This is a genomic window from Ruegeria sp. CDSA141 (genome assembly GCF_059612005.1).
Window position 1 is genome coordinate 39,980 of sequence record NZ_JBXWPT010000017.1, and the last position, 20,876, is coordinate 60,855.

Here is a 20,876-nt window from a genome sequence, read left to right on the forward strand (position 1 = left end):
CCACTTCCTGGCCCAAGCCTAACACATCAAAATCAAACGTCGCCTATTTCCTGCAAGCTTCGCAAACCGGGTCTGTCATTACCGGTCAAATCAGAGTGAAATGGCCACCCGGCTCGGGGTGGCCATCCGGTCTCTTAACGTTCCATGCGCATCAGAACAGAGGCCGTACCTTTCACATGCTCTGGCCAACGCAACAGAAAACTGTCACCTGTCGCCCCCTGTTCGACCTCAACATGAGGAGCGCTGAAGACGTGGTTGTTGAACGCCCCTGAGAGCACACCGATTGTCGCAACCCCATCGCAGCTTCGTGCCTTACCGTCGAAAGGCAACTGTCCGTTGGCCGAGACAGGCCAAAGATTGGACACCGAGCTTTGCGTATGGCGAACCCTCAATGGGTTTGCGGTTTTCCTGGTTACGCCATGGTAGGTATTATTCTGGAAAGTCACGTTCGTATGCCTGTCTTTGTTCAAGTCGGCGAGGGATGTATCCACCTGTTCCACTCGAAAAATGTCACCGCTCGTGGCACGAAACTTGTTACCGGTCACCACCAGGCCATTGAGAAAATGCCCAGGCCCATAAGGGCGAATAACGATGAAACTGAACCAGGACGGCGCTTGACTGGAATAAAATATATTGTCCGTAATGCTCATTGCACTGAAAGAAAAGCCACTGGTGTATGTCGGCGACGGGTCTCGTTCATTCGTCCATTCGATGAAACAGTTGTCGACATAATTCTCCGCGATGGTGGAACTATTGTAGGTGCCGATCATGATCAGCCCGGCAGTACGCACACCTTGCGGGATGCTATCGCCCTGAAAGACATGGTTGCCCAGAACCATATTGTTGTCGCCGCCCAGAACAGCGAAATGCCTGAAACGCACCGCGCGGTTGTGGCGCAGCTTCACATCGTTTGAATTGGTGTTCAATCCGATGGAATATCGATCCGTTACAACAAAAGATTCTTCTGCCGAAAGGAACTGACAATTGTCGATCAGCATGCCCTTGCACCCCGTTCCGGTCGACGTCATCCCCCGGTCTTTCGGGCGACTGACATGACAGTCTTTCAACGAAAAGGTGCTGCCAGCGGCCGCCAGACGAATTCCGCTACATCGGCTGTTGCACTGAAACTCGATCTGCTCCATTCCGAACTTCCGAAGTTTGCTGAAGCCGCTGAAATCCAGCAGGTACTTGAATGAGTAGAATGTGAAAGACTGGGTCCCCGACGCCCCCACAAGAGGCGCGCTCAGTGTGATTTCACCAGCCCCGACATTCTTTGACCGCACATAGATCTCACGCCCGACGCCGCTGCCCGCAACGTAGGACCCAACAGGAATGTTGGCGACATTTGCAACATTGGTCAGACGCGTATTGTCCGAAGGATCGTAAGTCGCAGTTGATGTGAACGTTTCAGTATCCCACGCTGAACTGCTTTTGACGTCAAACTGACCGTTCCGGATCACACGACGGGTCGAAAACCCGCTCTGCTTGTTGGGAACCGCTGCCGCCATGTCGATCGGAGCGGTGACGGAAATCTTGCGCCCGCCCAAATCGAGTGAGTCATGATCCGAATTGTTCAAAAGAGCCTGAAACGCTTTTTTGAACGCCAATTCTTCGTCTCCGAAGGCCGAAATGTAAGCAGGCAGATGGAAATCCTTTGTCAGCAACAACATCTTGTCATCCGGCATGGTGACTGTGCCTTCAAAGTCCATCTCGGACGTCATACTGGTGTTTTCAGCCAGATGATAGGTCCCTTGCGGAACGTAAACCCGTCGGCCACCCGCCGCCTGATCGGCCGCTTCAAACGCAGCCGAGTCGTCCGTCACACCGTCGCCGATGGCACCATAATCCCGTACATCCACAACACTGATCATTTCGCGCAGGAAGACACCGGTGACATCCGTGATCTCCAGGTCGTCGATGCGCACCAGCGCTCCGTTCGAGCCCTCAATATCCAGACCAAAATGGCCATACAGGGCGGCAAGCCCCCAAGGCATGTCCACGCCCGGGCGCTGGCCGGTTCCGACAATCGCCGTTACTTCATGCACGGCCCCATAGCCCGACAACTGTGTTGCAGGCCCCTGCTCCACGACACCCGCCACATGCGCGTCGCCCGCACCCCCGGCCCAGGCCGCAATACGCACCGACGGCAATGGTCCGCTGATCGCCTTGACCCGCGCCTTGATCTGCAAATAGCACCCGGGCAAAATCGGTGTCTGGCCCATGTATCGAAGCTGTTGGGTGGTTTGGATTTTCAGAATCTCCAGGCAGCCACCAAAATTGGCATCCGCAGGCACGAAAACCCCGGTGCCGGATCCACCATATGTGGGTGAGCCCGGCGTTCCGTCCCCCGCAGACCATACGGTCAGGCCATTCGCGAATTGAGGCGGCATGAAAACGATGCCGTCAGTGATTGCCTTGTTCATTGAAAACCCTTTCTCAATCGCGCCGCGCAAATCTGGCGACGCGTCCAAACCCCGTGTCCAGGTCCGCCCCGAACGCGTCAGTCTGGATACCGAAAGGGAGTTAACCGCGGTTCATCTCACCGTGACGGTGGTGTTGCCTCAGGCCGCAGGATCCGCGTTACCCAACAATTGGACCCCGTTGATTTTCCAACCGCCCTCCAGAGGGATCATCTGATAGTCCAATATATGCACGCGCCCATTTCCGTCAGTGATCAACACTTTCTGCCACAAAGCCCCCGCCACCTCACGCAATTCCAGAAAGCGCACGTCAGAAGGACGCCAGACCATTGGATACCCATTGCGTACCATTGCTCCGAAATTGTCGGGATTTTGAAAAAGGCGCTGAATGCTGGGACTGGCAAAGGTAAAGGCCGTGGCAAAATCATCCGCCTTGAAGGCTTGTATCTGCGCCGAAATGTTTGCTTCGATCTCTGCGTTTTGCGCAAATGCGCCTGACCCCAACCCGGCACTCAGGGATACAGCAAGCAAAAATCGACGCATGGGGCCACCTCCTGCAAAAAGTGTAGCCCCTTACTGGATCAGGTCAAATCAGGCCAGCTCTCCGGCCAGCGCCTTTTCGATCAGGGCGATTGTCTCTGGCACACCGTACAGAGCGATGAAGCCGCCAAAGCGCGGACCCTGCGATGCACCCAGAAGCACTTCGTACAACGCCGTGAACCAACCGCGCATGGGGTCGAACCGCTCACGCCCGATGGAGTAGACCACCGATTGCAGCGCCTCATCCTCGGCCGGGCCATCATAAGCCTCAAGCGCGGCTTTCAGCGCTTCGAGCGCCTCACGCTCCTGGTCGGTCGGTGCACGATGTTTACGCGTTGGTTTAACGAAATCGTTGAAGTAGCGAACCGCAAAGCCCGCGGCCTGGTCCAGATCGGGATGGCTCAATGCTGTTGCTTCCGGCGCATAGCGGCGGATAAAGCCCCACAGCGCCTCCTTGTCTTCCGCGCCAGAGACCGACGCCAGGTTCAGCAGCATCGCAAACGGTACGATCAGGGTCGATTCAGGAACGTCGCCACCGTGAATATGCCAAACCGGATTGTTCAACTGAGCTTTCAGGTCCTGCCCCGGATAGGCGCGCAACTGTTGATGATATTCATCATAAGCCTTCGGAATAACATCAAAATGCATCCGCTTGGCCGTTTTGGGCTTTTGGTACATGAAATACGCCAGGCTTTCGGTCGGTGCATAGGTCAGCCACTCGTCAATCGACACGCCATTGCCGGACGACTTGGAAATCTTCTGGCCCTTCTCGTCCAGAAACAGCTCGTACGAGAAATGCTCGGGCGCCCGGCCACCCAGCGCACGGCAGATCGCATCATAGATCTTTTCGTTAGTCGCGTGTTCCTTGCCGTACATCTCGAAATCAACGCCAAGCGCCGCCCAGCGCGCCCCGAAATCTGGCTTCCATTGCAGCTTCACGTTGCCGCCAGTGACGGGCAGGGTCCATTCTCTGCCATCTTCGTCATCGAAGGTGACGGTATAGGTCTCAGCGCAGACCTTCTTCATCGGAACATACAAAACCCGACCGGTTTCGGGATGGATCGGCAGGAAGATTGAATAAGTCTGCTGGCGTTCTTCACGCAAGCTTTTGAGCATGATGGCCATGACGTCATCGTACTTGTCGACCGCGCGCTTCAGGATCTCGTCGAACTGGCCTGAACGATAAAAATCGCGTGCCGAATAGAACTCATAGTCGAACCCGAACGTATCAAGGAACCGACGCAGCATGGCGTTGTTGTATTCGCCAAAGCTGGGGTATTCGCCAAACGGATCGGGAACCGAAGTCAGCGGGCGCTGCAAATGTTCCTCAAGCGCCTCGGGATTTGGCACATTGCTGGGCACTTTGCGCATCCCGTCCAGATCGTCCGAAAAACAGATCAGCTTGGTCGGGATATCCGAAAGCGCCTCGAACGCGCGCTTGACCATCGTGGTCCGCGCGACCTCACCAAACGTGCCGATGTGGGGCAGGCCCGACGGGCCGTAACCGGTTTCGAACAGCACATACCCCTTTTCCGGAGCACCTTTCTGATAGCGTTTGAGCAACCGGCGCGCCTCTTCAAAAGGCCAGGCCTTGGACGACATCGCGGTTTCACGCAGTTCAGACATTTCAATGTGCTCCATCGGGGAAAGTGTCACGGCCACCCCATGCAACCGGACCGACCCCTCCTATTGTGCCAGTGCAGCATGAGTCAATAAAGCAGTGGCGCAATTCGCGGCACACCCAGTTAAAAAACAGCCGCCATCGGGCCTGCTGCAAAACTGTTTTTTGGCCCGCAGACACTCTGTACGTGATATCTGCGCCGCTTTTTCACTGACCAGCCTTACTCAAGCCACAATGGTGGGACGATTGTTCCCGCGAAACAAAAAAGACACGGGCGGCGCGCCAACTTGACCTGCTTATTTCGCACGCTTACCCGGCAATGTTAAACAAAGGCGACACGGGGGTTTCCCCGAACCAGAGGAAACGGGATGCGACGCGAAACCACCAACCGTATACGCTTTGTACTCGAAGATATCCTGCCGCCTATCCTGCGTGACAGCGCCGCCTTTCATTGGCTAGCCTGCAGGGTTTGGGGCGAACACATCACGCGTCTTGCAGAATTCCGCGAACGCGCAACCTACCTGACGGATGACGAGTACGAAAAACTCTACCACGATCATCCGCGTGTGCATCAAGGCACCGACAATTCCGAGGCCTGTATCAAACGGATAGCCGAGGATATCGTTGGGCAAAGCATCTGCGATATTGGCTGCGGCACCGGAGTTCTTTTGCAACGCATAAAAGCCGCCAGACCGGATATCACGCAGCTGACAGGAGTGGATTTCGTGGTCGATGATGCGGATGCCATCGACAATATCGACTATGTCGCTGCCCGGATCGAAGAGCTGCCGTTTGAAGACAACAGCTTTGACACCGTCATCTGCACCCATGTGATTGAGCATCTTCTGGACTACCGGCAAGCGATCGCTGAACTGCGTCGTGTCGCGCGAAAACGCGTCATTATCGTCGTCCCGCGTGAACGCGAAAGCAGGTTCACCTTCAATCCACATTTCAACTTTTTCCCCTACACACACAGCTTTCTGCGTGCCGTGTATCCCAGCCCGGACATCCATATCTGCGAGGATCTGGGGCGCGACATCTATTACTGTGAAGGCCGCTCCGAGGAAAAACCAGAACCCGAGCAACAAGGATGACCCCGCCCACCCCTACGACACTGGTCTGGGCTGGTTTGCTGTGCACACCAGTTATGATCTCAGCCGGGCAAATCTTGTTCAAACTTGCAGGAAACCGGATTGATGGGCGCGAAGTCACCGGATTTGCGGGGCTCATCCAAACGCTATTCGATCCGTTCCTTCTGACAGCCTTTGCCATCTATGGCTCGGCAACGGTGCTTTGGGTGTATGTCCTGCGGTATCTGACACTGTCCCAGGCCTACCCCTTCATGGCCCTCAGTTTCGTTCTTGTGCCACTGGCCTCACACGTCTTCTTCGGCGAAACACTTGGGCTGCGCTACTGGTTGGGGGCTGCGCTTTTGATTTCGGGAATGATGGTCATGAACACCTGATCACGCTAGGTGGATGAAACAAGGTGTTGAACCTGACCCGCTGCGCTCATATCGTGCGTCTTCGAACAACCCCAATCAGGACCATCCCATGACCGAGCAAGTGCCCCACCCGATGTCTCCGCAGGATTGCCTTGTGGCGATCATGGTTGCAGTCTCGGCCTCTGACGAAAACATCCGAACCGCCGAGCTGGTCAAGATCGAAGTTGCCGTGAACATGCTGCCGGTCTTTGCAGGATACGACATTGATCGGACCCGTCGCGTATCACAAATCGTTTTTGACCTGTTCGAACAGGAAGACGGGCTGGATGCGCTGTTTGGCCTGATCCGTGAAAACCTGCCCGAGCGTCTGAACGAAACGGCCTATGCGCTGGCTTGCGATGTTGCGGCCGCCGACGGAGCGCTGGCCGAAACGGAACTGCGCCTGCTGGAAGAAATCCGGTACGAACTGAATATCGACCGATTGCATGCCGCAGCCATCGAACGCGGGGCACGCGCGCGCCATACGGTCTGATCCTCTGATCCCGATAATCTAGCTTCCGTAAAGCGAGCCCCAGCGCTCCAGCAAGGCCCGCTGCAGTTTTCGCGACCTGCGGTTCCAGCTGCGCGCGCCTTCTGGGCGTTCACGTTGTGCACGTGGAATTTTGGCGCGATGGGCCACGTCCGCGGTAAAAATTGCAAAGGCCAGATCGACCCCGTCCGCCGTTGTCAGGAAACCGCCCAGCCCGGATACGAAGTTCAATGTCCCTGTCTTGGCATCGACCTTGACCGGATGGTTCTTGACCGGCCGCCCATTTCGATCAGTTAAGGCAAAAGGCTTCATCAAGGGGCGCAACGCCCCCATTTTCCGGGCCGCGACAAGGGCAGCGACCAGATCCGCCGGCACCATACGCGAGGCATCGCCCAGACCGGAATGATCAACCATCGCAATTCCGCTCACGCCAAAACTCTGAGATGCCCAACGGTTCATCTCGGCCGCGGACTCTGCCAGGTTCCGTGGGTCAACGCCACGCGCTTTGGTCGCGGCCAATCCGACCATCTCGGCCGTAAGGTTGGTTGAGTATTTCAACATCCCGCGCAAAATACTGTCCAATGGATCGCTGCGATGCAGGACAAGGTCGACGCCCTTCGGCGACTCTCGCGTCACCTGCACCCGATTCAAAACGATCCCATTGGATCGGGCCAATGTGCGGAATACATCTCCAGCGTATAAGGCCGGTTTGCGCACAGGCAACCAACGCGCCCCGCCATTGCCCAGCGCGCCCTTGGCCACGGTCCACCGATCCTGCCGTGGGCTTGGCTGATAGGTATAGATCGGCAGGCTTCGGCTTTCGACCCGCATGGTCGCCACATCCACTGCCGGCACGTAACGCGCGCTGCGGGCGTCCATGGTCACATCATAGCCTTTACCGGCACGCTTCCACTCAAAGTGAACCCGATTGAAATTCAACGATATTCCACTGATCGCCGGGCTGTACCCCACATGATCCGGCTGCCCCGGATCAATGCTGAATACGAAGGGCAGAGCCCCGTCATAAACTTTGAAGGCTCCGCGAACCTCGGTAATTCCGGCCTTGCGCAGGTTGGCCGCCATCGTAGCCAGCGCATCCGTGTCCAGCAGCGGATCTCCACCCCCTGCCAGAATCAGATCGCCATGCAAAATTCCGTTTTCAATTGGCCCATCTGCGATCAAACGGGTTTCGAAGCGATGGTCAGGCCCCAGAACGTCCAGCGCGTAAAGCGCGGTCATTGCCTTGCCAACGCTGGCCGGTGGCAAACCCGCACCCTCGCCAAAATTCTCCAGTGGCGCCCCGGTCGCCACATCCGCAACGGCGAACACAACTTCGCCTTTCAATCCTGCGGCTGCGACCAAACGCTCGGTGCCGCTCAACAGCACACCACGCGCACGCGGCCTGAGCGAAACCAGCGGCGCCTGCGCCAGACCAGCTACCGGGATCAGAGACGCCCCCAATCCTCCCAGAAACAAACGACGTGAAAAACGACCAGTCATAGGTGAAATAAAATCCCACAGATCAAATGCGCGCAACAGCTACCTGAGATTATGCGCCCACTGCGGCTATTCCGGCAACACTTCCGCGCGCCATTCGCCGCGCGTCCGTATCTCTGTGGAACTGACATCGACCATCGGCACATTCACGAAACACCAGGCCGGAGCCTGCGCCCGTCCCAAAAGATGCCGCGCCTGCCCATCGATTCGGTATTTGGCATAGACCCGCGCCGCCGGAGACATCCGGGCGGATATCCGGTCGCCCGGCCGCGCCACCACACCAACAGGCACTCTGTCCATGATCACCCGCCAGTCTTTCCAGTGATGAAACTGGGCCAGATTGTCCGCGCCCATCAGCCAGACAAACCTGACATGCGGAAAAAGCTTCTGCAACGCCGCCAGCGTATCCGCCGTCGCCCGTGTCCCCGTCAGTGCCTCGATATTCGTCACGTCAACTTTCGGATGCTGCATCACATTTCGTGCTGCCGCCATTCGCCTGCCCATGGGTGCCGGCCCGCGTTCTTTTAGCGGGTTGCCCGGCGATACCAGCCACCAAACCCGATCCAACCCGAACGCCTTCATCGCCTCAAGCGTGACATGTACATGGCCCTGATGCGGTGGATCAAACGACCCGCCGAACAAACCGACGACCTGCCCAGGTCGCGCATATGGTATGCCGTACCGCTCCATACCCTGCTGATGTTCAGAACTGCGAGGTGTTGTCAATCAACAGGTTGCGCCAAATCGCCAAGCCGAACCCGCCCGGGTCGCACGACTTCCGCGCACCATCCTCCGTGCCCCCGCACTGCGGAATAGCCGCCTTTACCAAGCGATTCTTCCATCCGGCTGCACGGCGCACATATTACTGTGAACCGCAGGATGGCCTCTCCTACTTGCACCTGACGTCCCTTGAGCGCCGCCAGATTGATCCCCGACACCACCAAGTTTCGCCGCAGAACACCCGGCGCAACCGGTCCGCGCCCCAGATAAGAGCCAATCGCCGATAAATGCTCCTGCTGGATCAAAGTCACCGCCCGCTTGCCCGCGCGGGCGCGGTCACTGTCCAGACCGGCCTCAGTAATCACGACCTCCTCTAGCGCTGTAATCTCGACTCGGCGCTCTGGTCGCGCCCCGATCCACGTAACGCAACCGGGCTGCGCCCAACCTGCAATCAAATCCGCCAGTTCCGACACAACGCCTCCATTTTCAATGCAACCTGACTACGCCGTCCGACCCAAAGACGAAATTCACAATACCACCAGCTTGCCCAGCCCGTCCCGCTCGGATATCCAGCGTTTCAACCAAATTTCCCCGACCCAGAGGACGCGACATGGCCGCCTATCAATATGTCTACCACATGCAGGGTGTCTCCAAGACCTATCCCGGTGGCAAGAAGTGCTTTGAAAACATCCACCTGAGCTTTCTGCCCGGCGTAAAAATCGGTGTCGTCGGCGTAAACGGCGCTGGTAAATCGACGCTGATGAAGATCATGGCGGGGCTCGACAAGGACTTCACTGGCGAGGCCTGGGCAGCCGAAGGTGCCAAGGTCGGCTATCTGCCGCAGGAACCGAAACTGGACGAAACCCTCAATGTCCGCGAAAATGTGATGTTGGGTGTAGCCGAAAAGAAGGCAATCCTCGACCGGTACAACGAACTGGCCATGAACTATTCGGACGAAACCGCCGATGAGATGGCCAAGCTCCAGGACGAGATCGACAGCCAGAACCTGTGGGACCTCGACAGCCAGATCGACGTCTCGATGGAGGCGCTGCGCTGCCCGCCGGACGATGCGGACATCGCCAACCTCTCGGGCGGCGAGAAACGCCGCGTGGCGCTCTGCAAGCTGCTGCTCGAAGCGCCCGATATGTTGCTGCTTGATGAACCGACCAACCACCTGGACGCCGAGACCATCGCCTGGCTGCAACAGCACCTGATCGACTACAAGGGCACCATCCTGATTGTCACCCACGACCGCTATTTTCTGGACAGCATCACCGGCTGGATCCTCGAACTCGACCGCGGTCGCGGCATTCCTTACGAGGGCAACTATTCCGCATGGCTGGAACAAAAAGCCAAACGGCTGGAACAGGAAGCCCGCGAAGACAAGTCCAAACAGAAGACCCTGCAGCGTGAACTGGAATGGATGCGTCAGGGCCAAAAAGCCCGTCAGGCCAAATCCAAGGCCCGGATCAACGCCTATAACGAGCTGGCCGATCAGTCCGAACGCGAAAAGCTGACCCGCGCCCAGATCGTCATCCCCAACGGCCCCCGCCTTGGCGGCAAGGTGATCGAGGTCGAGGGTCTGTCGAAACACATGGGTGACAAGCAACTGATCGAGAACCTCGACTTTGCCCTGCCTCCCGGCGGCATCGTCGGAGTCATCGGCCCCAACGGTGCCGGTAAATCGACGCTCTTCAAGATGCTGACAGGTCAGGAACAGCCCGACAGCGGCACCATCACGCTGGGCGACACAGTCGAGCTGTCTTATGTCGACCAGTCCCGCGATGACCTCAAAGACAACGACACCGTGTGGGAGGCGATCACCGGCGGCGCCGAGATCATCCAACTGGGCGACGCGCAGGTCAATTCCCGCGCCTATTGCTCGTCGTTCAATTTCAAGGGCGGCGACCAGCAGAAAAAGGTCTCGCTGCTGTCAGGGGGTGAGCGCAACCGCGTCCACATGGCCCGCCTGCTGAAAGAGGGCGGCAACGTCCTGCTGCTCGACGAACCGACAAACGATCTCGACGTCGAAACCCTGCGCGCGCTGGAAGACGCGCTGGTCGATTTCGCCGGCTGCGCCGTCGTCATCTCACACGACCGCTTCTTCCTCGACCGGATTTGTACGCATATTCTGGCGTTTGAGGGGGATGCCCATGTCGAGTGGTTCGAGGGCAACTTCGAGGATTACGAAGAGGACAAAAAACGCCGTCTGGGACCGGACGCTCTGGAACCCAAGCGATTGAAGCATAAGAAGTTTGCGCGGTAGCAGAGCAGTCAACCTCGTTCACAAAGTTCTGTGGATGGGTCTATTAAAAGTTCTGTGGATTGGTCTATTACAGGTCAATTCGCGGAATTTGGCTAAGATACAATGTGATTACATTTTTGTGCCCGATGATATGCGAACCACAATATCTTGTGGATAAACCCACATTGTGACATTTTTGACTCTTGAATACCGAGTTTTTCTGAGTCAAACATTGTCTACACCACATTCGAGGCACGCTGTGTCTTGAACGAAAGACCCTCGCTTCGGCGGGGGTTTTTTTGTGGATAACATTGGGGAGGAATGTGTATAACCCTATGGGCGAATACTTCAAATAGTTGCTCGGGGGACCGCAGGCCCAAAATATAGTTGACAGCTAACTTCAATCGAGTCAGGTTTGGAGGTGGTGAGGGCGTGCCTCGAATGTGGTGTTCATTCGCGTCCTTGCTGAAACGTAACTAGCAAAGGATGTGAACTATGTTTTCACAGACAAGGGCTCGTGCTCCCATCGGCACAACTGCACGCACCGGTCAAAAGTGCCCGGAGAGCGGAGTTTGGAAAGTGGTTGGGAACCCATCCACTACAGCACCAATCGCCAAGAGCAACGTCATGCCGCCGTACGATGGCAAAGCCGTTACTTGGAAGTTGATCCAACATGCGTAGCGTCAGAAGGGCCGGTATTGCACCGGCCCTTTCGATTTCTTAACCGCGAGCCACATTCATGCCATATGTAAACTCAAGCGCAAAAAGACAAATCGAGTGGAGCGGCGGTACACTTTCTATTTAGTTCCGAGAAAGCGGTAGATACGACTATTTTGGTGTCCCTGAACACGTCTACGACGCGTTTCTGTCTGCACGTTCTAAGGGACTGTTTTATAACGACCATATCAAAGATCGATATTAGCAAGTAGGCCGGGCTGAAGCCCGGCCTACGGGGGTGTTCTTTGTATCACGGCTCTCCGAATGCGCCGTCCGTCACACCGTCGCTTCAACCCGGATCAACCCGACCCGCAAGAATACCGCGATAGATTGACGATTACGGTCACTCGGTAGAGTGCTTCCCCAGCCCGCTCATGAGTGCGGCCGCCAAGCAGCAGCGGCTCAACATAAAATACATCGGACTGATTGCAGGGGCAGCACCTTTCCAGATCGGTTTCCGCGAAACCTTCCGACCCGACCCAATAAGCCCGGTCACCGAGCTTTCCGATCGGGGCTCACTGCACCAAAGTCCACAGGAATCGGGTTCAACCTCTTCTGTCAGGTCCTGTTCCCGCTCTCTGAGTTCCAGCGACAGCTCGTGCATTACTGGGTTTAGCATCCGGGCTGTAAACCACAACGCGTTTGGCCAGGGTGTGGTTTTCACGGCCACAGAAGAAGTTTGATACTCTGACTTGTCACCCGGCCCCAACACTGCTAAACGCACCCAATCTTGCGGCCTCGGATTCGTTCCGGGGCCTTAGATATTTTGAACCGGGGACCTTCGGGGCCCTATACCCTTGGCACCTACGGGGGCCTATCACATAGCGGGGAAACCCCCGCACTTGCTAAACGGAAGACAGAAAGCATGGCACTCAAGTCGTACAAGCCGACGACGCCGGGCCAGCGCGGGCTGGTGCTGATCGACCGTTCGGAGCTTTGGAAAGGACGTCCGGTCAAGTCTCTCACTGAGGGTTTGACCAAATCGGGCGGCCGGAACAACACCGGACGGATCACTTCACGCCGCCGCGGCGGTGGCGCAAAGCGTCTCTACCGGATCGTTGACTTCAAACGGAACAAATTTGATGTCGCGGCAACCGTTGAACGGATCGAATATGACCCGAACCGGACCGCATTCATCGCACTGGTAAAATACGAAGACGGCGAGCAGGCGTATATCCTGGCTCCGCAGCGTCTGGCTGTTGGTGACAAAGTCGTGGCATCCGCCAAGGCCGACATCAAGCCGGGCAACGCAATGCCGTTCTCGGGCATGCCCATTGGTACCATCGTCCACAACATCGAGATGAAGCCTGGCAAAGGCGGTCAGATCGCACGTGCGGCCGGTACTTACGCTCAGTTCGTTGGTCGCGATGGCGGCTACGCTCAGATCCGTCTGAGCTCGGGCGAGTTGCGCATGGTCCGTCAGGAATGCATGGCCACCGTCGGTGCCGTGTCCAACCCCGACAACAGCAACCAAAACCTCGGTAAAGCCGGTCGTATGCGCCACAAAGGCGTGCGCCCGTCGGTTCGTGGTGTTGCAATGAACCCGATCGATCACCCGCACGGTGGTGGTGAAGGTCGTACCTCGGGTGGCCGTACACCGGTTACTCCATGGGGTAAGGACACCAAGGGTAAGCGTACCCGCAACAAGAACAAAGCGTCCCAGAAGCTGATCATCCGCTCGCGGCACGCCAAGAAGAAGGGACGTTAATCTATGTCTCGCTCTGTTTGGAAGGGCCCTTTCGTCGATGCTTATGTGCTGAAAAAAGCCGAAGCAGCGCGCGAGTCGGGCCGCAACGAAGTCATCAAGATCTGGTCGCGTCGTTCCACCATTCTGCCCCAGTTCGTGGGTCTGACCTTTGGTGTTTACAACGGCCAGAAGCACATTCCCGTCAACGTCTCGGAAGACATGATTGGTCAGAAGTTCGGTGAATACTCGCCGACTCGTACCTATTACGGTCACGCCGCTGACAAAAAAGCGAAACGGAAGTAAGTCATGGGCAAGGAAAAGAACCCCCGCCGCGTGGCTGAAAACGAAGCAATGGCGAAAACGCGCATGCTTCGCACCAGCCCGCAGAAACTGAACCTGGTTGCGCAAATGATCCGCGGCAAGAAAGTCGAGAAGGCTCTGACCGACCTGACTTTCTCGAACAAGCGTGTCGCGCAGGACGTCAAGAAGTGCCTGCAGTCCGCAATCGCGAACGCCGAGAACAACCACAACCTGGACGTTGACGAGCTGATCGTCGCCGAAGCATGGGTTGGCAAAAACCTGGTCATGAAGCGCGGTCGTCCGCGTGCCCGTGGCCGTTTCGGCAAAATCATGAAGCCGTTCTCGGAGATCACCATCAAGGTGCGTCAAGTTGAGGAGCAAGCCTAATGGGACATAAAGTCAATCCGATCGGCATGCGCCTTCAGGTCAACCGCACCTGGGACAGTCGCTGGTACGCTGACACCAAGGATTACGGTGATCTTCTGCTGGAAGACATCAAGATCCGTGAGTTCATTCAGAAAGAGTGCAAACAAGCCGGTGTTGCACGTGTGATCATCGAACGTCCGCACAAGAAGTGCCGCGTCACGATCCACACCGCACGTCCGGGCGTCATCATCGGCAAGAAAGGCGCGGACATCGAAGTTCTGCGCAAGAAGCTTGCTGGTATGACCGACAGCGAACTGCACCTGAACATCGTCGAAGTGCGCAAGCCCGAGCTTGACGCGCAGCTGGTTGCCGAGTCCATCGCTCAGCAGCTGGAGCGTCGTGTTTCGTTCCGTCGCGCAATGAAGCGCTCGGTTCAGAATGCCATGCGTATGGGCGCCCTGGGTATCCGGGTGAACGTCGCTGGCCGTCTGGGCGGTGCTGAAATCGCACGGACCGAGTGGTACCGCGAAGGCCGCGTGCCTCTGCACACCCTGCGTGCCGACATCGATTACGCACATGCCGAAGCGATGACCCCCTACGGGATCATCGGGATCAAGGTCTGGATCTTCAAAGGTGAGATCATGGAGCACGATCCGCAGGCACGTGACCGTAAAGCACAGGAACTCCAGGACGGCCCTGCACCTCGTGGTGCTGGTGGCGGTCGTCGCTAAGGAGGGAAAGATATGCTTCAACCAAAGCGTACTAAATTCCGCAAGATGCACAAAGGCCGGATCAAGGGTGAAGCCAAGGGCGGCTCTGATCTGAACTTTGGCACTTACGGTCTGAAAGCTCTGCAGCCCGAGCGCGTCACCGCGCGTCAGATCGAAGCTGCACGTCGTGCCATGACCCGTCACATGAAACGTCAGGGTCGTGTCTGGATCCGTATCTTCCCCGATACTCCGGTCACTGCAAAGCCGATCGAAGTTCGTATGGGTAAAGGTAAGGGTTCGGTCGACCGCTGGGTTTGCAAGGTCAAGCCCGGTCGCGTGATGTTCGAGATCGACGGCGTCAATGACGACATCGCCCGTGAGGCCCTGCGCCTGGCCGCGATGAAGCTGCCGATCAAGACCCGCGTCGTGGTTCGCGAAGACTGGTAAGCGCTTGGGGTTTCGACCCCAGTCGTGACAAGATTGACCCTCGTCGGGAAACCGGCGGGGGTTTTTCTTTGAAGGACCTACCCACAATCGAAATAACCCGCACCTCCCCCGTGGCGCCTTGAAACAGACAAAGCGCGGGTCCGTTCTTCATCTGGCCCAAAATATCCCGGAGCGCGAGGCAGAGCCTCGCAAATCCCCCATCGCCTTCCGCACATCACTGGTCTAAGAGAGAGCCAATGCCACAGATTGAATCGCTTTTCGTCACCCGCCTATACCGCGCCTCCTTGTCCGAATTCGATCCGAAGATCGATGCGGAAGAGTTGGAAAACTCGTGCCTTGTCATCGCCGAGGATGACGAGGCCGGACAGAATTGGTGCGAACAGAATGGCTATCCCGGCTATACCAGCTATGCGTCGCTGACCGACTTGCCGTGGCGGTTTCCGATATTCGCCGATCTCGTCAAAGTACTGGACCAACATGTGGCTGCCTTTGCCAAAGACCTGGAGTTCGACTTAGGCGAAGGAGAGCTTAAGCTGGAGGACCTGTGGATCAACATCCTGCCCGAGGGCGGGATGCATTCCAGCCACCTGCACCCGCACAGCGTCATTTCGGGTACGACCTACGTGGCAATGCCCGAAGGGGCCAGTGCGCTGAAACTGGAAGATCCGCGTTCAGGCCGCATGATGGCCGCACCGACACGGCTCAAAGACGGGCGGCGTGACCTGCAACCCTTCATTTATTTGAAACCACACGTCGGAGACGTCCTGCTCTGGGAAAGCTGGCTGCGCCACGAGGTGCCGATGAACATGGCCGAGGATGAGCGGATCAGCGTCAGCTTCAACTACAAGTGGGAGTGAGCCCCGGTTCATGACACACGGGTCACCCCAGTGAAGCGATTGCGAGACGAACGGAAGGTGCCCATTCCGGTCACGATTCACAAGAAGTTACCGATAGACCTTGCAATATGCGCCAACATGGCCCATGTGAACCACGCATACGTTTTTCTATTTCGACCACTGTCTCCCGTTATTCGGCGTTCAGTCTCTCGATCCAGACCGACTACGCCGCGCTGTCGCAATTCCGCGGACAGCAATTTATTAGGAGACTACGGATATGGCCAATGGCACCGTAAAATGGTTCAACGCAACTAAAGGTTTTGGCTTCATCGCACCGGAGACCGGTGGCAAAGACGTGTTTGTACACATCTCTGCTGTTGAGCGCTCGGGTCTGACCGGCCTGGCTGACGACCAGAAAGTAACATTCGACATCGAACCCGGCCGTGACGGTCGTGAGTCGGCTGTGAACATCGCTCTGGCGTAAGTCACACAGACTTAGACAGTTGAAGACGCGGTCTCGTGCAAACGAGGCCGCGTTTTGTGTTTGTGGGGAAATCGGGCCGTACTCAACTACGCCGCTACTCCACTCTAAAACAGCGGTTGCAGACACTTGTTGCCAATTGACTAGGTAGCTGAATGGAATACCAGCTTGCGACCTCATCGATAAAGCGTGAAAAAGGGAAGGAGCTATAAGTATTTAGTATTTGAGGACAGGTGGCGTATTGCACGCAAGTTTGGTGTCACCGATTTTGTTGAATCAGGATGAGCAAGCCGTCTACGCGGTCAAAGCATGCGTTCTACCAACGCTTACGGATGCGATTTTGATTTTGATTTTCGCGCCGACACTAATGATGTTTCCATGGCTTGTTATTCATTTCGCTTTTCGAAGAACCTATTACGTCATCACTACGCAAAGAGTTCTCGTGTTGGATGCGGGTGGTGTAATCGGCGAGGCGTGTTTGAGTGACATCGACAGAATCCGTGGGTCACGTTCTGCTTTGATGTTGATGGGTGCGGACACTAGATTGTGGTTGCCACGCCTTCCAGATGCCTGGCATTTTGATGGAATCATTACTCGGGTTATGGCTAAAGTGGGTCACAGAAAGTAGTGGGCGAATGCCCACGCTCACACACCCGCCAAACTTCCTCTTGCCACCCACTGCTGAACCCCCTATAGAGCGGCATCTTGCGTTCCCCCGGCTGAGTCGGGGGATTCGTATGTCTATCATTCATCCACCAGGTCAAAGGTGACCCGTGTACGGGGCCTTCTGGTGTTTTGAGCAAAGGAAAAAGGCGATGAACGCCCAAGAACTGCGTGACAAGACCCCGGACCAGCTCCGCGAGGAACTGGCCAACCTGAAGAAAGAAAGCTTTAACCTGCGCTTTCAACAGGCAACCGGTCAGCTGGAAAACACTGCTGGTATCAAAGCGGCCCGCCGCAATGCCGCCCGCGTCAAAACCATTCTGAACGAAAAGGCCGCTGCTGCGGCATCGGAGGAGTAATCCTATGCCCAAGCGTATCCTGTCCGGAATCGTAACCAGCGACGCCAACGAGCAAACCGTGACTGTTTCGGTTGAACGCCGTTTCAAGCACCCGCTGCTGCATAAAACCGTTCGTAAGTCCAAGAAGTACCGGGCTCATGACGAAAAGAACGCCTTCAAGGTCGGCGACACCGTACGCATCATCGAATGCGCGCCGAAATCGAAGACGAAACGTTGGGAAGTTCTGGAAGCGTAAGCTTTCAGGATTTTTCCATTTGTCGAAACCCTGGGGGATCTAACCAGACCAGCCCCCACAGGTCGGGAGAAACCACATGATCCAGATGCAGACCAATCTGGATGTCGCTGACAACTCCGGCGCACGCCGAGTTCAGTGCATCAAGGTCCTGGGTGGTTCCAAGCGTAAATACGCCTCCGTCGGCGACGTCATTGTCGTCTCGGTGAAGGAAGCCATCCCACGCGGCCGCGTAAAGAAAGGTGACGTCCGCAAGGCCGTCGTCGTACGCACCGCCAAGGAAGTCCGTCGCGAAGACGGCACCGCGATCCGTTTTGATCGCAACGCCGCCGTCATCCTGAACAACAACAATGAGCCGATCGGTACCCGTATCTTTGGCCCCGTTGTCCGTGAACTGCGCGGCAAGAACTTCATGAAAATCATCTCGCTGGCTCCGGAGGTGCTGTAATCATGGCTGCTAAACTCCGCAAAGGCGACAAGGTCGTCGTGCTGGCCGGCAAGGACAAGGGCAAAGAGGGGACTATTACCTCGGTTGATCCATCCGCCGGTAAAGCTGTTGTTGATGGCATCAACATCGCCATCCGCCACACCCGTCAGTCGCAGAACTCGCAAGGTGGCCGCCTGCCTCAGGCAAACCCGATCGAGCTGTCGAACCTGGCACTGCTGGACAAGAACGGCAAAGCAACCCGTGTTGGCTTCCGCATGGAAGGTGACAAGAAGGTCCGCTTCGCCAAGACCACAGGGGACGTGATCGATGCTTGATAACGCAACCTACACCCCGCGTCTGAAAGCTCAGTACGCCGAAACCATCCGTGCCGCTCTGAAAGAAGAGTTCGGATACAAGAACGATATGCAGCTGCCCAAGCTGGAAAAAATCGTTCTGAACATCGGTTGTGGTGCTGAGGCCGTCAAAGACTCGAAGAAAGCGAAAGCTGCTGTCGAGGATCTGACTGCGATTGCCGGTCAAAAGGCCGTTGCAACCAAGGCGAAGAAGTCGATCGCGGGATTCCGCGTCCGTGAAGACATGCCGCTGGGCACGAAAGTGACCCTCCGCGGTGACCGGATGTACGAATTCCTGGATCGTCTGATCACCATCGCGCTGCCGCGCGTTCGTGACTTCCGCGGTGTTAAGCCTTCTTTCGATGGTCAGGGCAACTTTGCCATGGGCATGAAAGAGCACATCGTGTTCCCGGAAATCGACTTCGACAAGGTCGACGAGGTCTGGGGCCTGGATATCGTAATTGCCACCACAGCGAAAACCGACGCTGAAGCAAAGGCATTGTTGAAAGCTTTCAACATGCCGTTCAACGCGTAAGCGCCGGGAGGATTGAGACATGGCTAAAAAAGCAATGATCGAACGCGAGAAGAAGCGCGAACGCCTGGTGGCCAAATATGCCGCAAAGCGCGCCGAGCTGAAAGAAATCGCGAATGACGAGAGCAAGCCGATGGAAGAGCGCTTCAAAGCGCGTCTGAAACTGGCGAAACTGCCGCGCAACAGCTCGGCTACTCGTCTGCACAACCGTTGTCAGCTGACCGGTCGTCCTCACGCTTACTACCGTAAGCTGAAGGTCAGCCGTATCGCGCTGCGCGAGCTGGGTTCTGCTGGTCAGATCCCCGGCATGGTGAAATCGAGCTGGTAAGGGAGACATAGATATGAACGATCCTATCGGCGATATGCTCACCCGTATCCGCAACGCGCAAATGCGCGGCAAGTCCACCGTTTCCACCCCAGCTTCCAAGCTGCGTGGTTGGGTTCTGGACGTGCTGGCGGACGAAGGTTATATCCGTGGCTACGAAGCGACGACCGGTGAAAACGGTCATCCGGCCATCGAAATCAGCCTGAAATACTACGAAGGCACCCCTGTCATTCGCGAACTGAAGCGGGTCTCGAAGCCCGGTCGCCGCGTATACATGGGCGTCAATGACATCCCGCAGGTCCGTCAGGGTCTGGGTGTGTCGATTGTCAGCACTCCGAAAGGTGTGATGTCGGACGCAAACGCTCGCTCCAACAATGTTGGCGGCGAAGTGCTCTGCACCGTCTTCTAAGGAGGTCTGCAATGTCTCGTATTGGTAAAAAACCGGTCGAGCTGCCCAGCGGCGTTTCCGCCTCTGTGTCGGGTCAGACCATCGAAGTCAAAGGTCCGAAAGGCACCCGCAGCTTCACCGCGACTGATGATGTAACGCTTTCGGTCGAAGACAACGTTGTGCAGATCAACCCTCGTGGGATGTCCAAGCGCGCGCGCCAGCAGTGGGGCATGAGCCGCACTATGGTTGCCAATCTTGTTGAAGGCGTAACCAACGGCTTCAAGAAAGAGCTGGAGATCCAGGGTGTTGGTTACCGGGCTCAGATGCAGGGCAACACCCTGAAGCTGAACCTGGGCTACAGCCACGATGTTGATTTCACAGCTCCGGAAGGTGTCACCATCACCGCGCCGAAGCAGACCGAGATCGTTGTGGAAGGTATCGACCAGCAGCAGGTGGGCGAAGTCGCGGCCAAAATCCGCGAATGGCGCCGTCCCGAGCCGTACAAAGGCAAGGGCATCCGCTATAAGGGCGAGTTCATCTTCCGCAAAGAAGGCAAGAAGAAGTAAGGACGCAAACCATGGCAAACAGCAAAAGAACCCTGTTTCTGAAGCGCCGCCTGCGCGTTCGGAACAAACTTCGCAAGGTCAACGCGGGTCGTCCGCGTCTGTCCGTACACCGTTCGAACAAGAACATCTCTGTTCAGCTGATCGACGACGTGCGTGGCGTGACCCTGGCCTCGGCCTCGACCCTGGAAAAAGATCTGGGTGTCGTTGGCAAGAACAACGTCGAAGCGGCCACCAAAGTGGGCGCGGCCATCGCCGAGCGTGCCAAGAAGGCAGGCGTCGAAGAGGCCTATTTCGATCGTGGCGGCTTCCTGTTCCACGGCAAAGTGAAGGCAGTCGCCGACGCTGCGCGTGAAGGTGGTCTGAAGATCTAAGACTTGCGGGCGGGTTTCGATCCGCCCCGATGATCCGGGGGCCTTGGCAATGCCGGGGCCCACTTGGATTGAACAAACGGTGCCGAGAGCGCCATATGAG

At 56.7% G+C, this 20,876-nt stretch carries 26 protein-coding genes and 1 pseudogene; 21 read left to right on the forward strand and 6 right to left on the reverse strand.

The genetic code is table 11. The features are described 5' to 3' along the window. Positions 1 to 134: 134 nt before the first annotated feature. From AC2FLP_RS18400 to AC2FLP_RS18410, 3 genes are all read right to left on the reverse strand, one after another. Entirely contained in the window at positions 135 to 2,423 is a 2,289-nt protein-coding gene (locus AC2FLP_RS18400) for a glycosyl hydrolase family 28-related protein (RefSeq protein WP_496685422.1), read from the reverse strand. A 138-nt stretch (positions 2,424 to 2,561) separates the two neighbouring features. Further along, positions 2,562 to 2,963: a DUF4864 domain-containing protein gene (locus AC2FLP_RS18405; RefSeq protein WP_117872256.1), complete on the reverse strand. Its 402-nt coding sequence runs from the start codon at positions 2,961 to 2,963 to the stop codon at positions 2,562 to 2,564. A 48-nt stretch (positions 2,964 to 3,011) separates the two neighbouring features. Then, positions 3,012 to 4,586 carry a lysine--tRNA ligase gene (locus tag AC2FLP_RS18410; protein WP_299901367.1) on the reverse strand — a complete coding sequence of 525 codons (1,575 nt, stop codon included), beginning with the start codon at positions 4,584 to 4,586 and terminating at the stop codon, positions 3,012 to 3,014. A 363-nt stretch (positions 4,587 to 4,949) separates the two neighbouring features. Between AC2FLP_RS18410 and AC2FLP_RS18415 the strand changes: the two genes are divergently transcribed. The 3 genes from AC2FLP_RS18415 to AC2FLP_RS18425 all read left to right on the forward strand — a co-directional run bounded on the left by AC2FLP_RS18415 (position 4,950) and on the right by AC2FLP_RS18425 (position 6,557). Next, a complete protein-coding gene (locus AC2FLP_RS18415) occupies positions 4,950 to 5,675 on the forward strand; it encodes a class I SAM-dependent methyltransferase (RefSeq protein ID WP_496685425.1) in 726 nt (241 codons plus the stop codon). Then, positions 5,672 to 6,046 carry an EamA family transporter gene (locus tag AC2FLP_RS18420; protein WP_205511868.1) on the forward strand — a complete coding sequence of 125 codons (375 nt, stop codon included), beginning with the start codon at positions 5,672 to 5,674 and terminating at the stop codon, positions 6,044 to 6,046. The genes AC2FLP_RS18415 and AC2FLP_RS18420 overlap by 4 nt, the downstream gene beginning before the upstream one ends. 88 nt (positions 6,047 to 6,134) lie before the next feature. Beyond that, the gene (locus AC2FLP_RS18425; protein ID WP_117872968.1) at positions 6,135 to 6,557 is read left to right on the forward strand and encodes a tellurite resistance TerB family protein; all 423 of its coding nucleotides are present in this window, start codon (positions 6,135 to 6,137) and stop codon (positions 6,555 to 6,557) included. Positions 6,558 to 6,575: 18 nt separating this feature from the next. On the opposite strand, the gene dacB is transcribed toward AC2FLP_RS18425, so the two are convergent. The 3 genes from dacB to AC2FLP_RS18440 all read right to left on the reverse strand — a co-directional run bounded on the left by dacB (position 6,576) and on the right by AC2FLP_RS18440 (position 9,244). Then, positions 6,576 to 8,054 carry a D-alanyl-D-alanine carboxypeptidase/D-alanyl-D-alanine endopeptidase gene (gene dacB / locus AC2FLP_RS18430; protein ID WP_496685430.1) on the reverse strand — a complete coding sequence of 493 codons (1,479 nt, stop codon included), beginning with the start codon at positions 8,052 to 8,054 and terminating at the stop codon, positions 6,576 to 6,578. Between the two features lie 66 nt (positions 8,055 to 8,120). Beyond that, entirely contained in the window at positions 8,121 to 8,741 is a 621-nt protein-coding gene (locus AC2FLP_RS18435) for a nicotinate-nucleotide adenylyltransferase (RefSeq protein ID WP_299642776.1), read from the reverse strand. A gap of 32 nt (positions 8,742 to 8,773) precedes the next feature. Next, positions 8,774 to 9,244, reverse strand: a complete 471-nt coding sequence (locus AC2FLP_RS18440) for an MOSC domain-containing protein (RefSeq protein ID WP_117872250.1) — start codon at positions 9,242 to 9,244, stop codon at positions 8,774 to 8,776. 137 nt (positions 9,245 to 9,381) lie between these two features. On the opposite strand from AC2FLP_RS18440, the gene ettA reads away from it, so the two are divergent. The 18 genes and pseudogenes from ettA (at position 9,382) to rplR (ending at position 20,776) form a co-directional block, all read left to right on the forward strand. Next, complete coding sequence (gene ettA, locus AC2FLP_RS18445) at positions 9,382 to 11,037, forward strand: energy-dependent translational throttle protein EttA (protein WP_496685432.1); 1,656 nt, start codon at positions 9,382 to 9,384, stop codon at positions 11,035 to 11,037. 796 nt (positions 11,038 to 11,833) lie between these two features. Continuing rightward, positions 11,834 to 11,938, forward strand: a pseudogene (locus tag AC2FLP_RS18450) (KTSC domain-containing protein); the annotation flags it as partial. Positions 11,939 to 12,598: 660 nt separating this feature from the next. Continuing rightward, a complete protein-coding gene (gene rplB / locus AC2FLP_RS18455; RefSeq protein ID WP_008757664.1) occupies positions 12,599 to 13,441 on the forward strand; it encodes a 50S ribosomal protein L2 in 843 nt (280 codons plus the stop codon). A 3-nt stretch (positions 13,442 to 13,444) separates the two neighbouring features. Then, positions 13,445 to 13,723: a 30S ribosomal protein S19 gene (rpsS, locus tag AC2FLP_RS18460; protein WP_005980699.1), complete on the forward strand. Its 279-nt coding sequence runs from the start codon at positions 13,445 to 13,447 to the stop codon at positions 13,721 to 13,723. Between the two features lie 3 nt (positions 13,724 to 13,726). Beyond that, positions 13,727 to 14,107 carry a 50S ribosomal protein L22 gene (gene rplV, locus AC2FLP_RS18465; RefSeq protein WP_039538267.1) on the forward strand — a complete coding sequence of 127 codons (381 nt, stop codon included), beginning with the start codon at positions 13,727 to 13,729 and terminating at the stop codon, positions 14,105 to 14,107. After that, entirely contained in the window at positions 14,107 to 14,817 is a 711-nt protein-coding gene (gene rpsC / locus AC2FLP_RS18470; protein ID WP_117872244.1) for a 30S ribosomal protein S3, read from the forward strand. The genes rplV and rpsC overlap by 1 nt, the downstream gene beginning before the upstream one ends. Positions 14,818 to 14,829: 12 nt before the next feature. Beyond that, a complete protein-coding gene (rplP, locus tag AC2FLP_RS18475) occupies positions 14,830 to 15,243 on the forward strand; it encodes a 50S ribosomal protein L16 (RefSeq protein ID WP_117872242.1) in 414 nt (137 codons plus the stop codon). Between the two features lie 236 nt (positions 15,244 to 15,479). Continuing rightward, positions 15,480 to 16,100 carry a 2OG-Fe(II) oxygenase family protein gene (locus tag AC2FLP_RS18480; RefSeq protein ID WP_299901337.1) on the forward strand — a complete coding sequence of 207 codons (621 nt, stop codon included), beginning with the start codon at positions 15,480 to 15,482 and terminating at the stop codon, positions 16,098 to 16,100. A gap of 256 nt (positions 16,101 to 16,356) precedes the next feature. Further along, positions 16,357 to 16,563, forward strand: a complete 207-nt coding sequence (locus AC2FLP_RS18485; RefSeq protein WP_058283510.1) for a cold-shock protein — start codon at positions 16,357 to 16,359, stop codon at positions 16,561 to 16,563. Positions 16,564 to 17,375: 812 nt separating this feature from the next. Further along, positions 17,376 to 17,582, forward strand: a complete 207-nt coding sequence (gene rpmC / locus AC2FLP_RS18490) for a 50S ribosomal protein L29 (RefSeq protein WP_010437082.1) — start codon at positions 17,376 to 17,378, stop codon at positions 17,580 to 17,582. A 4-nt stretch (positions 17,583 to 17,586) separates the two neighbouring features. Beyond that, positions 17,587 to 17,817 carry a 30S ribosomal protein S17 gene (gene rpsQ, locus AC2FLP_RS18495; RefSeq protein WP_039538279.1) on the forward strand — a complete coding sequence of 77 codons (231 nt, stop codon included), beginning with the start codon at positions 17,587 to 17,589 and terminating at the stop codon, positions 17,815 to 17,817. A gap of 76 nt (positions 17,818 to 17,893) precedes the next feature. Beyond that, positions 17,894 to 18,262 (forward strand): 50S ribosomal protein L14, encoded by a 369-nt coding sequence (gene rplN / locus AC2FLP_RS18500; RefSeq protein WP_068340767.1) that lies wholly within the window; start codon positions 17,894 to 17,896, stop codon positions 18,260 to 18,262. 2 nt (positions 18,263 to 18,264) lie between these two features. Then, positions 18,265 to 18,576 carry a 50S ribosomal protein L24 gene (rplX, locus tag AC2FLP_RS18505; RefSeq protein WP_117872236.1) on the forward strand — a complete coding sequence of 104 codons (312 nt, stop codon included), beginning with the start codon at positions 18,265 to 18,267 and terminating at the stop codon, positions 18,574 to 18,576. After that, positions 18,569 to 19,129: a 50S ribosomal protein L5 gene (rplE, locus tag AC2FLP_RS18510; protein ID WP_050605834.1), complete on the forward strand. Its 561-nt coding sequence runs from the start codon at positions 18,569 to 18,571 to the stop codon at positions 19,127 to 19,129. Before rplX ends, rplE begins: the two co-directional genes overlap by 8 nt. Positions 19,130 to 19,148: 19 nt before the next feature. Continuing rightward, entirely contained in the window at positions 19,149 to 19,454 is a 306-nt protein-coding gene (gene rpsN / locus AC2FLP_RS18515) for a 30S ribosomal protein S14 (protein WP_010437098.1), read from the forward strand. 13 nt (positions 19,455 to 19,467) lie between these two features. Continuing rightward, entirely contained in the window at positions 19,468 to 19,860 is a 393-nt protein-coding gene (rpsH, locus tag AC2FLP_RS18520; RefSeq protein WP_010437099.1) for a 30S ribosomal protein S8, read from the forward strand. An 11-nt stretch (positions 19,861 to 19,871) separates the two neighbouring features. Beyond that, positions 19,872 to 20,405, forward strand: coding sequence for a 50S ribosomal protein L6 (rplF, locus tag AC2FLP_RS18525; RefSeq protein WP_010437101.1), 534 nt, complete (start codon positions 19,872 to 19,874; stop codon positions 20,403 to 20,405). A gap of 11 nt (positions 20,406 to 20,416) precedes the next feature. Continuing rightward, entirely contained in the window at positions 20,417 to 20,776 is a 360-nt protein-coding gene (rplR, locus tag AC2FLP_RS18530; RefSeq protein WP_010437103.1) for a 50S ribosomal protein L18, read from the forward strand. The last annotated feature ends 100 nt before the right edge of the window (positions 20,777 to 20,876 follow it).

What these genes read in the sequence shown, in the direction of transcription:
- AC2FLP_RS18400 (WP_496685422.1), bottom strand. Translation starts at nt 2,423, where the DNA reads ATGAACAAGGCAATCACTGACGGCATCGTTTTCATGCCGCCTCAATTC.
- AC2FLP_RS18405 (WP_117872256.1), bottom strand. Translation starts at nt 2,963, where the DNA reads ATGCGTCGATTTTTGCTTGCTGTATCCCTGAGTGCCGGGTTGGGGTCA.
- AC2FLP_RS18410 (WP_299901367.1), bottom strand. Translation starts at nt 4,586, where the DNA reads ATGTCTGAACTGCGTGAAACCGCGATGTCGTCCAAGGCCTGGCCTTTT.
- AC2FLP_RS18415 (WP_496685425.1), top strand. Translation starts at nt 4,950, where the DNA reads ATGCGACGCGAAACCACCAACCGTATACGCTTTGTACTCGAAGATATC.
- AC2FLP_RS18420 (WP_205511868.1), top strand. Translation starts at nt 5,672, where the DNA reads ATGACCCCGCCCACCCCTACGACACTGGTCTGGGCTGGTTTGCTGTGC.
- AC2FLP_RS18425 (WP_117872968.1), top strand. Translation starts at nt 6,135, where the DNA reads ATGACCGAGCAAGTGCCCCACCCGATGTCTCCGCAGGATTGCCTTGTG.
- dacB (WP_496685430.1), bottom strand. Translation starts at nt 8,054, where the DNA reads ATGACTGGTCGTTTTTCACGTCGTTTGTTTCTGGGAGGATTGGGGGCG.
- AC2FLP_RS18435 (WP_299642776.1), bottom strand. Translation starts at nt 8,741, where the DNA reads ATGGAGCGGTACGGCATACCATATGCGCGACCTGGGCAGGTCGTCGGT.
- ettA (WP_496685432.1), top strand. Translation starts at nt 9,382, where the DNA reads ATGGCCGCCTATCAATATGTCTACCACATGCAGGGTGTCTCCAAGACC.
- rplB (WP_008757664.1), top strand. Translation starts at nt 12,599, where the DNA reads ATGGCACTCAAGTCGTACAAGCCGACGACGCCGGGCCAGCGCGGGCTG.
- rpsS (WP_005980699.1), top strand. Translation starts at nt 13,445, where the DNA reads ATGTCTCGCTCTGTTTGGAAGGGCCCTTTCGTCGATGCTTATGTGCTG.
- rplV (WP_039538267.1), top strand. Translation starts at nt 13,727, where the DNA reads ATGGGCAAGGAAAAGAACCCCCGCCGCGTGGCTGAAAACGAAGCAATG.
- rpsC (WP_117872244.1), top strand. Translation starts at nt 14,107, where the DNA reads ATGGGACATAAAGTCAATCCGATCGGCATGCGCCTTCAGGTCAACCGC.
- rplP (WP_117872242.1), top strand. Translation starts at nt 14,830, where the DNA reads ATGCTTCAACCAAAGCGTACTAAATTCCGCAAGATGCACAAAGGCCGG.
- AC2FLP_RS18480 (WP_299901337.1), top strand. Translation starts at nt 15,480, where the DNA reads ATGCCACAGATTGAATCGCTTTTCGTCACCCGCCTATACCGCGCCTCC.
- AC2FLP_RS18485 (WP_058283510.1), top strand. Translation starts at nt 16,357, where the DNA reads ATGGCCAATGGCACCGTAAAATGGTTCAACGCAACTAAAGGTTTTGGC.
- rpmC (WP_010437082.1), top strand. Translation starts at nt 17,376, where the DNA reads ATGAACGCCCAAGAACTGCGTGACAAGACCCCGGACCAGCTCCGCGAG.
- rpsQ (WP_039538279.1), top strand. Translation starts at nt 17,587, where the DNA reads ATGCCCAAGCGTATCCTGTCCGGAATCGTAACCAGCGACGCCAACGAG.
- rplN (WP_068340767.1), top strand. Translation starts at nt 17,894, where the DNA reads ATGATCCAGATGCAGACCAATCTGGATGTCGCTGACAACTCCGGCGCA.
- rplX (WP_117872236.1), top strand. Translation starts at nt 18,265, where the DNA reads ATGGCTGCTAAACTCCGCAAAGGCGACAAGGTCGTCGTGCTGGCCGGC.
- rplE (WP_050605834.1), top strand. Translation starts at nt 18,569, where the DNA reads ATGCTTGATAACGCAACCTACACCCCGCGTCTGAAAGCTCAGTACGCC.
- rpsN (WP_010437098.1), top strand. Translation starts at nt 19,149, where the DNA reads ATGGCTAAAAAAGCAATGATCGAACGCGAGAAGAAGCGCGAACGCCTG.
- rpsH (WP_010437099.1), top strand. Translation starts at nt 19,468, where the DNA reads ATGAACGATCCTATCGGCGATATGCTCACCCGTATCCGCAACGCGCAA.
- rplF (WP_010437101.1), top strand. Translation starts at nt 19,872, where the DNA reads ATGTCTCGTATTGGTAAAAAACCGGTCGAGCTGCCCAGCGGCGTTTCC.
- rplR (WP_010437103.1), top strand. Translation starts at nt 20,417, where the DNA reads ATGGCAAACAGCAAAAGAACCCTGTTTCTGAAGCGCCGCCTGCGCGTT.